Genomic DNA, 6,938 nt, shown 5'->3' with positions numbered 1-6,938 from the left:
AGCGGAACTGGATCTTCGGGTTGTGCTTCGACAGCACCTTCGTGATCGCCGCCGTGAGCGTCGTCTTGCCGTGGTCGATGTGCCCGATCGTCCCCACGTTCACGTGCGGCTTGCTGCGATCAAATTTCTCTTTCGCCATATGTCCTCGAGCTCAGGATGACTGCGTTAAACCGTTATGCGTACTGGTACAGCGTTGCGAACTTCTGCCGGACTTCCGGCGCGACCTCTTCGAGCTTCGTCAGGTAGCGCTCGCGCACCTGGCTCTGGTCGCTGACCGCGAGCGCGTCCCACAGCTCGCGGACGCTCTTGCCGCCGCGGAACCGGTCGAGCAGCCCCGCGTCGCGCACCTGCTCGAACTGCCGTACCCGCAGGCCCTTCTTGCCGACGCTCCTCAGGAACCCTTCGACGTTGGCCGCGGCGAACGCGGCTCCGAGCACGGACTGGAACTCCGCGAACGCCGCCTCGTTCCCAACCTTCAACTGCGCTTGCGTGTACGCCATCGTCAACACTCTGGAGCTGATGACCGGGATTGAACCGGTGACCTCTCCCTTACCAAGGGAGTGCTCTACCAACTGAGCTACATCAGCAGAACCCGATCTCTGGAGCGGGAGACGGGAATCGAACCCGCGACCAACAGCTTGGAAGGCTGTGACTCTACCACTGAGTTACTCCCGCCCTTCCCGACTCCGAATCTCCGCGTCGCCGTGCATCGTTGCACCGCGATGCAGGACCGACCGGAACGCCAGCAGCGCCATCAGCAGGATCACCGGGACGCTCATCGGGACGAACCCGACTCGCGCCACGTAGAACTTGTCCGGGAGCGCAAGATACGCGACCATCGCGATCACTGCGTACGCGCTCAGGGCCCACGTCAGACGGCGCTTCACGTTCCACATCCAAACTCTGGTGCACAGGGGAGGATTCGAACCTCCGTAGCTCCAAGGAGCGGCAGATTTACAGTCTGCTGCCATTAACCGCTCGGCCACCTGTGCACAAAACCTCGGCCGTACTGAAACGCACAACGAAAGGCGCACGCATGCTACGGCGCGCGGACAACCACTGGCGGAAAACAGTTCCTCGTGGAGTGTGTTCCTTGAAGGAGTTGCGCGTTCGTTACCTGGAGCTTGCTGACCCAGCCGGCGCTCACTCGGCCAGGACTTTATCCCTGGAGCTGGCGACAGGACTTGAACCTGTGACCCTCTGATTACAAATCAGATGCTCTACCAGCTGAGCTACGCCAGCCTGTCTCGGATGCCCTCCCGCCGCACGGGACAAACATTAAAAGTAGCATAACGGCATTTGACGTGCAAGCAAACCGCCGCCCTCGACCCCCTTTTGATTACTTTCTGGTTAACCTTATGGGCGGCTCGGGCGGGCACGGAACGCCGGTGCTATGATTCCGACCTCGCTTGGATTCTAAACCAGGGCAAGGAACGTTGACCACCCCATCCCCCAGGCTTTTCCCCGCTCTCTCATGATGCTTCGCCGCCGCAGCGTGCGCGTACTCGCCATCGTGCTGGTGGTGGTGGCGCTGGCCGTCGTGACCGTGGTGTGGCTGCGGCGGACGCGCTCGCCGGAATCGGTGCGCCTGCTGCCCGAGGCGGACGCGGTGGTGTACTTCGACGTCAAAACGCTGCGGACGCTGGGCGCGTTCTCCGGCGGGCAGGTCTCGCGCGAGGCGGAATACGAGGAGTTCGTGCGCGCGACCGGCTTCCAGTTCGAGCGCGACCTCGACGAAGCAGCCTTCGCCGTCCACGCCGCGAAAACGCCGCCGGCGGCGGGCGCGCCGCTCGGCTCCGACGCGCGCTTCTCCGAGATCTTCATCGGCAAGTTCGACGTGGCGCGCGCGCACGCCTACTTCCAGAAGGTCGCAAAGTCGGTGGAGCGCTACCGCGACGTGGACATCTACCTGGTGCCGCGCGGCGGATGGGATTCGCGCGTCGCGCTGCTGGGGATCGACCGCGCGGCGGTCTCGACCGCGGAGTCGCCCAAGGCGATGCACATGATGATCGACCACTATCGCGCGGGCGCGCTGCACACCGCCGGCCCATCGGTGCTCGCGAACTTTCGCGAGCGCATCCCGCTGGGGAGCGTGGCGTGGGGCATCGCGCGGCTGAGCGACGGCAGCGGGCTCGGGCTGCCCGTGCCGCCGATGGCGGCGAACCTGGCCGGCACGACGCTGGTCGCGAGCGTGCGCCCGATGTTCGGCGGCGCGCACCTGCGCGTGGAAGACGTGACGCCCGACGCGGAGCGCGCGCAGCGCATCGTCGAAGGCGGCAACACCATGCTCGAGGTCTTCAAGCAGCTCGAGGAGGGTTCGACCTCGGGCCCCGACGAGGACGTGAAGAAGCTGTTCGAGAGCATCCAGGTGCGGCAGGAAGACAAGAGCGCGGTGCTGACCGCGACCGTCCCGCCGGGATTCCTGAAGAAGGTCACGAGCGAGCCGCCGGCCATCGCCGCACCCGCGCCCGAGCCGACGCCGGTGCCCACGCCCGCACCGAAAAGAAAAAAGCAGAAGTAAGAGACAAACTCTTGGACTCAGCCAAAGAGAACTGCGGAGCACAGCGCGCGTCGTCTGGGACGGCCGCGCTTGCGGGCTGGGGGACGGCACTGGGCGCGGTGCGCGTGCCGATCGCGGAGGTGGAGCGCGAGTTCGGGATGGCGGCGGGCAAGCTGGCGCACGGCGCGGGCCTCGAAGCCCTGTGCCGCGCCGGCGAAGGCGAGGACGAGGTCTCGCTTGCGCGCGCCGCGGCCGAGCAGGCGCTGCGGCAGGCGAACGTCGCCGCGCAGGAGCTGGACTGGATCCTGGCGACCAGCGAGACCGTTGCCGGCGTGCCCGCGCTGGGCGCGGGGCTGCACTCCGCGCTGCGCGCGCGCGGCGACTGCGGGGTGCTCGACGTGGGCGGCGCGTGCGCCGGCGTGGCCAATGCCCTGTTCCTCGCAGACGCGCTCTTCGCCGCCGGCAAGGCCGACACGCTGCTGATCGCTTCCGGCGACGTCCATAGCCGGCTGCTGCGGCCCGGCAAAGTGGCGGGCGAGTTCGCCGGGTTGTTCGGCGACGGCGCGAGCGCGTTCGTCCTGCGGCGTGTGGCGGACAACGAGATCGGCGGACTCTACCGGATGCGGCTCGGGTTGAGCGGCTGCGCGGGCGCGTTCGCGTCGGCCATCGTGGTGCGGCCGGAGCCGGACGGCGGGCTCGCGCTGCGGTTCGAAGGCGACGCGCTGGCGCGCGCGGCGGTGGACCGCATGGTCGCGCTGCTCGGCGACCTGGAAGCCGCCGGCGGGCGCACGCGCGCGGAGGCGAGCGCGGTCGTCATCCACCAGCCCAATCCGCGGGTGGTGGGGATCTTCCAGCGGCAGGCCGGGCTGGCGCCGGAGCAGGTCCCGCTCGTGACGCGCGCGTCCGGGAACCTGGGCTCTTCGACCTGCGGCATGGCGCTGGCGGAGGCGCTGGCGCGGCACTCCGGCAACCCGCGGGCGCAGCGCGGGCCGATCTTCATCGCGGCGCTCGGACCGGGCCTGCTGTGGGCGGGCGCGCTGCTGGAGTAGCGAGCTGCTTCGCCGCCAGGAAAAAGGTTCAAGGTGAAAACTTCGAAGTAAAAGGAAAAAGGACAAAGGCCGAAGCCCTTATCCTTTGCACTTGCCGTTTGAACTTCTGCTTGCCGTCAGTCAGCGGACTTCCAGCCGCTCCACTCCTTGTAGTACAGCACTCCGGAAAAAGGATTCTTCTCGCGGTAGCTGACGAGAGCGCCTTGGGCGTCCGTCTCGCGAACGAACTCGCCGCTGGTGGCCAGGTTCTTCCCCTCTTGTCGCAGCGCAACGGCGCCGGCGCCCTCGATCGCGACTTGCCATTCGCCGGGCCCCTCGGTCACCAGGATGGATCTTCCCGCCGCGCAGTCGACTTGCCGGCGGTAGGCGTAGGGCTTGAGACACTCGAGTCTTGCGGTGAAGGCTACCGCGTGCATGGTCTTCGTTCCAGGAATCGCGACCGGGCCGCTCGTCTTTTGGAAGCTGGCGACGCGGATGGCGCCGCCGTCGAGGTCGCTGCGCAGCCGGTGCTCGAACGCCTTGCGAACCTCCGCGTCACTCGGTCCAGCGGAGGAGGCGCACCCGAGCAGTAGCGCAGTGACTCCGCCCGCAAGAACGAAAGCCGCACGCTGGGATCGCGTGCGGCTGAGAGCGAGCATCTCGCCTACTTGCCGGCGCCCGTGCCGAAGCCGTGCATCTGCGACTGCGCGGCGTTGAGGCGGAGGTACTTGTAGGGATTGACCGGGGTGTTGTAGATGCGGACTTCGTAGTGGAGGTGCGGTCCGGTGGAGCGTCCGCTGAGGCCGACGTAGCCGATGACGTCGCCGCGCTGGACGCGCTGTCCGGGCGCGACGGCGAAGCCGGAGAGGTGGCCGAAGCGCGTCGAGATGCCGTTGGCGTGGCGGAGCTGCACCAGGCGGCCGTAGCCGTTCTGCAGGTCGGCGTATTCGACGATGCCGTCCGCGGGCGCGAGCACCGCGCGGCCGTACGAGCTGGAGATGTCGACGCCGGTATGGAACGCGCCCTCGCCGTTGAACGGGTCGATGCGCTCGCCGAAGGAGCCGGTGATGGGTCCTTCGACCGGCCACAGGTTCGGGGCGGAAGCCAGCCGCAGCCAATCGGCGGTCGTCAGGCCGCGCTCGCCGAACTCGATGCCGAGCGTGGCCGCGCCGGAGAAGGCCGAGGTCTTGAGCGCGTAGAGCTGGTCGAGCGAGGCGGCGAACTGCTCGTCGGTGAACTGGTGGTCGAGCGCCGGCTCGGCCTTCAGGCCGTAAAGCGTGGAGATCTCGCTGGCGAGCGAGCCGAGCGAGGCAGCCTGGATCTCATGCTGCTCGGCGACCTGCTCGAGCTGGGCGGCGCGGTTGCGCAGCACCTCGCGCTCGGCGCGCACCTGGTTGAAAGCCTGCGCCTTCCACAGCATGCGAGTGTACGAGCCGGCCATGCCGGTGATGGTGAACATGCCGATCACGGCGCCGGCGATGAAGACGTAGAGATAATGAAGCGGGATGGGGATCTTCCGCAGCTGGCCTTCTGCGTCGCGTGCGACCAATAAAATGTAGTAGCGCTTCCGCAAGGGGGTCTCCGGAAAATCTACCTACCAACAGTCTCGGTTTTTTCAGGCCCGCCGTTCACTGTGCCCGAAAGCGGCTCCCGTGGACTTGGTAGCTCGCTTCGTGGCCGACCCGTGACTCCTGGGTCGTTATGGGCCTGTGGCCAGATGTTTTGTTTGACGGCCCGGAAACCGTAGCAGAGCTGCTTCCGGACTGTCAAGCAGAACTGATGCCGGGTACTCTATCCCAAGTTGCTGGAAAGAAAAGTACTTGGAAGGGCAACGTAGGCCCGGATTCAGGTCATGGCCCAGGGTAATGGGAATGACAGTAACCTATATAGTGTCGGGGTCGGCAGCAAGCGCCCGGCGGCCGGCCGCGGCGCCAAACCAGCGCGGTTGGCCGCGAGCCGCCAGCCGCCGACCCAACTGAAGATGCCGCTTCCTGAAAAAACCTTGATCGAGCAGATCCGGCGCATGGCGGGGCAACTGGCGCCCGCGCCGGCGAGGCCGGCAGTCGTCCGCGGGATCGGGGACGACTGCGCGGTGCTGCGGCTTGCGCCGGGGGCGGACACGCTGGTGACGACCGACCTGTGCATCGAAGGGGTGCACTTCCGGCGGGACTGGTACCCGGCCGGGTTCATCGGGCGGCAGTGCCTGACCCGGGGCCTGAGCGACGTGGCGGCCATGGGCGGGACGCCGGTGGCGGCGTTCCTCTCGCTCGCGCTCCCGCCGAAGCTGCCGCAGCGCTGGGTCGACGGCTTCCTGCGCGGGCTGCTGACGCACGCCATGGAGTTCCAGACGGTGCTGGCGGGCGGGGACATCGCTGCGTCGAACGCCGGCGTGGCGGCGGACATCATGGTCGTGGGCCGCGTGCCTGCGGGCCGGGCGATCCTGCGCTCCGGGGCGCGGCCGGGCGACGCGCTCTACGTGACCGGAAGCCTCGGACGGGCGGCGGCGCGGGTCGCGGCGCTGCGCGCGGGACGCAAGGTCGAGGTCGCCTCGGCCATGCCGGCGCCGAGAGTCGCGGTCGGGAAAGGCCTGATCGGTGTCGCGTCGGCGATGATCGACACCAGCGACGGGCTCTCCACCGACCTGAAGCACCTGTGCGATGAGAGCGGGGTGGGCGCGATCGTTTACGCGCCGGCGCTGCCGGCGGTGGCGGGGGTGGACTTCGCGCTGCACGGCGGCGAGGACTACGAGCTGCTGTTCACCGCGCCGCGGCGCGCGCGGGTGCCGAACCGCATCGCGGGCGTCGAGGTATCGCGCATCGGCGAGATCACGCGCGAGAGAAAGATGTGGGTGAGCGACGCGCGCGGCCGCCTGCTCCGGTTCCAGCCGCAGGGCTGGCAGCACTTCGCTTCGAGGAAGCCGCGATGAAGCAGCGCGTGCTCGAATCCATCCGCGCGCAGCGCCTGTTGAAGGCGGGCGACCGCGTCGGGGTGGCGGTGTCGGGCGGGCCGGACTCGGTCGCGCTGCTGCGCATGTTGCTCGAGCTGCGCGGCGAGCTGGGGATCGTGGTCGCCGCGGTCCTGCACTTCAACCACAAGCTGCGCGGGACGGATTCCGACGCCGACGAGCGCTTCGTGCGCGCGCTCGCGGAGCAACACGGGCTGGAGTTTCGGCGCGCGGAAGCCGACACCGCGGCGGCGGCCAGGGAGAGCGGCGAAGGCATCGAGGCGGTGGCGCGGCGGCTGCGGCACGAGTTCTTTGCGGACGCGCTGCGACAGCACGCGCTCGACGCGCTCGCGACCGGCCACACGCTCGACGACCAGGCCGAGACCGTGCTGATGCGGCTGCTGCGCGGCGCCGGCGTGCGCGGCGCGAGCGGCATGGCGCAGCGCACTCGTTTTTCAGGAGGAAT

The 6,938-nt window shown here is 68.2% G+C and carries 8 protein-coding genes and 4 tRNA genes; 4 read left to right on the top strand and 8 right to left on the bottom strand.

Features of this window, described 5'->3' with window-relative positions:
- Positions 1–173: 173 nt before the first annotated feature.
- From VLA96_07245 to VLA96_07220, 6 genes are all read right to left on the bottom strand, one after another.
- Positions 174–500, bottom strand: a complete 327-nt coding sequence (locus VLA96_07245; protein HSE48983.1) for a hypothetical protein — start codon at positions 498–500, stop codon at positions 174–176.
- An 11-nt stretch (positions 501–511) separates the two neighbouring features.
- Positions 512–587: transfer RNA gene (locus tag VLA96_07240), tRNA-Thr, on the bottom strand.
- Between the two features lie 13 nt (positions 588–600).
- A tRNA-Gly gene (locus VLA96_07235) sits at positions 601–675 on the bottom strand.
- On the bottom strand, positions 666–887 hold the full coding sequence (locus tag VLA96_07230; GenBank protein ID HSE48982.1) for a hypothetical protein: 222 nt from the start codon (positions 885–887) through the stop codon (positions 666–668). The genes VLA96_07235 and VLA96_07230 overlap by 10 nt, the downstream gene beginning before the upstream one ends.
- Before the next feature lie 17 nt (positions 888–904).
- Positions 905–992, bottom strand: a tRNA-Tyr gene (locus VLA96_07225).
- Between the two features lie 174 nt (positions 993–1,166).
- Positions 1,167–1,242: transfer RNA gene (locus VLA96_07220), tRNA-Thr, on the bottom strand.
- A 232-nt stretch (positions 1,243–1,474) separates the two neighbouring features.
- Here VLA96_07220 and VLA96_07215 point away from each other — a divergent pair.
- Positions 1,475–2,521 carry a hypothetical protein gene (locus VLA96_07215; GenBank protein HSE48981.1) on the top strand — a complete coding sequence of 349 codons (1,047 nt, stop codon included), beginning with the start codon at positions 1,475–1,477 and terminating at the stop codon, positions 2,519–2,521.
- An 11-nt stretch (positions 2,522–2,532) separates the two neighbouring features.
- Positions 2,533–3,549 (top strand): 3-oxoacyl-[acyl-carrier-protein] synthase III C-terminal domain-containing protein, encoded by a 1,017-nt coding sequence (locus VLA96_07210; GenBank protein ID HSE48980.1) that lies wholly within the window; start codon positions 2,533–2,535, stop codon positions 3,547–3,549.
- A 116-nt stretch (positions 3,550–3,665) separates the two neighbouring features.
- Here VLA96_07210 and VLA96_07205 read toward each other — a convergent pair whose 3' ends face one another.
- On the bottom strand, positions 3,666–4,187 hold the full coding sequence (locus tag VLA96_07205) for a hypothetical protein (GenBank protein HSE48979.1): 522 nt from the start codon (positions 4,185–4,187) through the stop codon (positions 3,666–3,668).
- Between the two features lie 5 nt (positions 4,188–4,192).
- Positions 4,193–5,101 (bottom strand): M23 family metallopeptidase, encoded by a 909-nt coding sequence (locus tag VLA96_07200; protein HSE48978.1) that lies wholly within the window; start codon positions 5,099–5,101, stop codon positions 4,193–4,195.
- Between the two features lie 429 nt (positions 5,102–5,530).
- On the opposite strand from VLA96_07200, the gene thiL reads away from it, so the two are divergent.
- Together thiL and tilS are read left to right on the top strand one after the other, a co-directional pair.
- Positions 5,531–6,454 carry a thiamine-phosphate kinase gene (thiL, locus tag VLA96_07195; GenBank protein ID HSE48977.1) on the top strand — a complete coding sequence of 308 codons (924 nt, stop codon included), beginning with the start codon at positions 5,531–5,533 and terminating at the stop codon, positions 6,452–6,454.
- On the top strand, positions 6,451–6,938 hold a 488-nt coding region (gene tilS, locus VLA96_07190), incomplete at its 3' end, for a tRNA lysidine(34) synthetase TilS (protein ID HSE48976.1). The genes thiL and tilS, both read left to right, overlap by 4 nt.

Source organism: Terriglobales bacterium (assembly GCA_035457425.1).
In the GTDB taxonomy this organism is placed as follows: Bacteria; Acidobacteriota; Terriglobia; order Terriglobales; family Acidobacteriaceae; genus JACPNR01.
The sequence above is the reverse complement of the archived record's forward strand: the minus strand, read 5'-3'. Positions and strand labels throughout refer to the sequence as shown.

Excerpts from the sequence above, each read along its gene's own strand:
- VLA96_07215 (HSE48981.1), top strand. The coding sequence starts at position 1,475 with ATGATGCTTCGCCGCCGCAGCGTGCGCGTACTCGCCATCGTGCTGGTG.
- VLA96_07205 (HSE48979.1), bottom strand. The coding sequence starts at position 4,187 with ATGCTCGCTCTCAGCCGCACGCGATCCCAGCGTGCGGCTTTCGTTCTT.
- VLA96_07245 (HSE48983.1), bottom strand. The coding sequence starts at position 500 with ATGGCGTACACGCAAGCGCAGTTGAAGGTTGGGAACGAGGCGGCGTTC.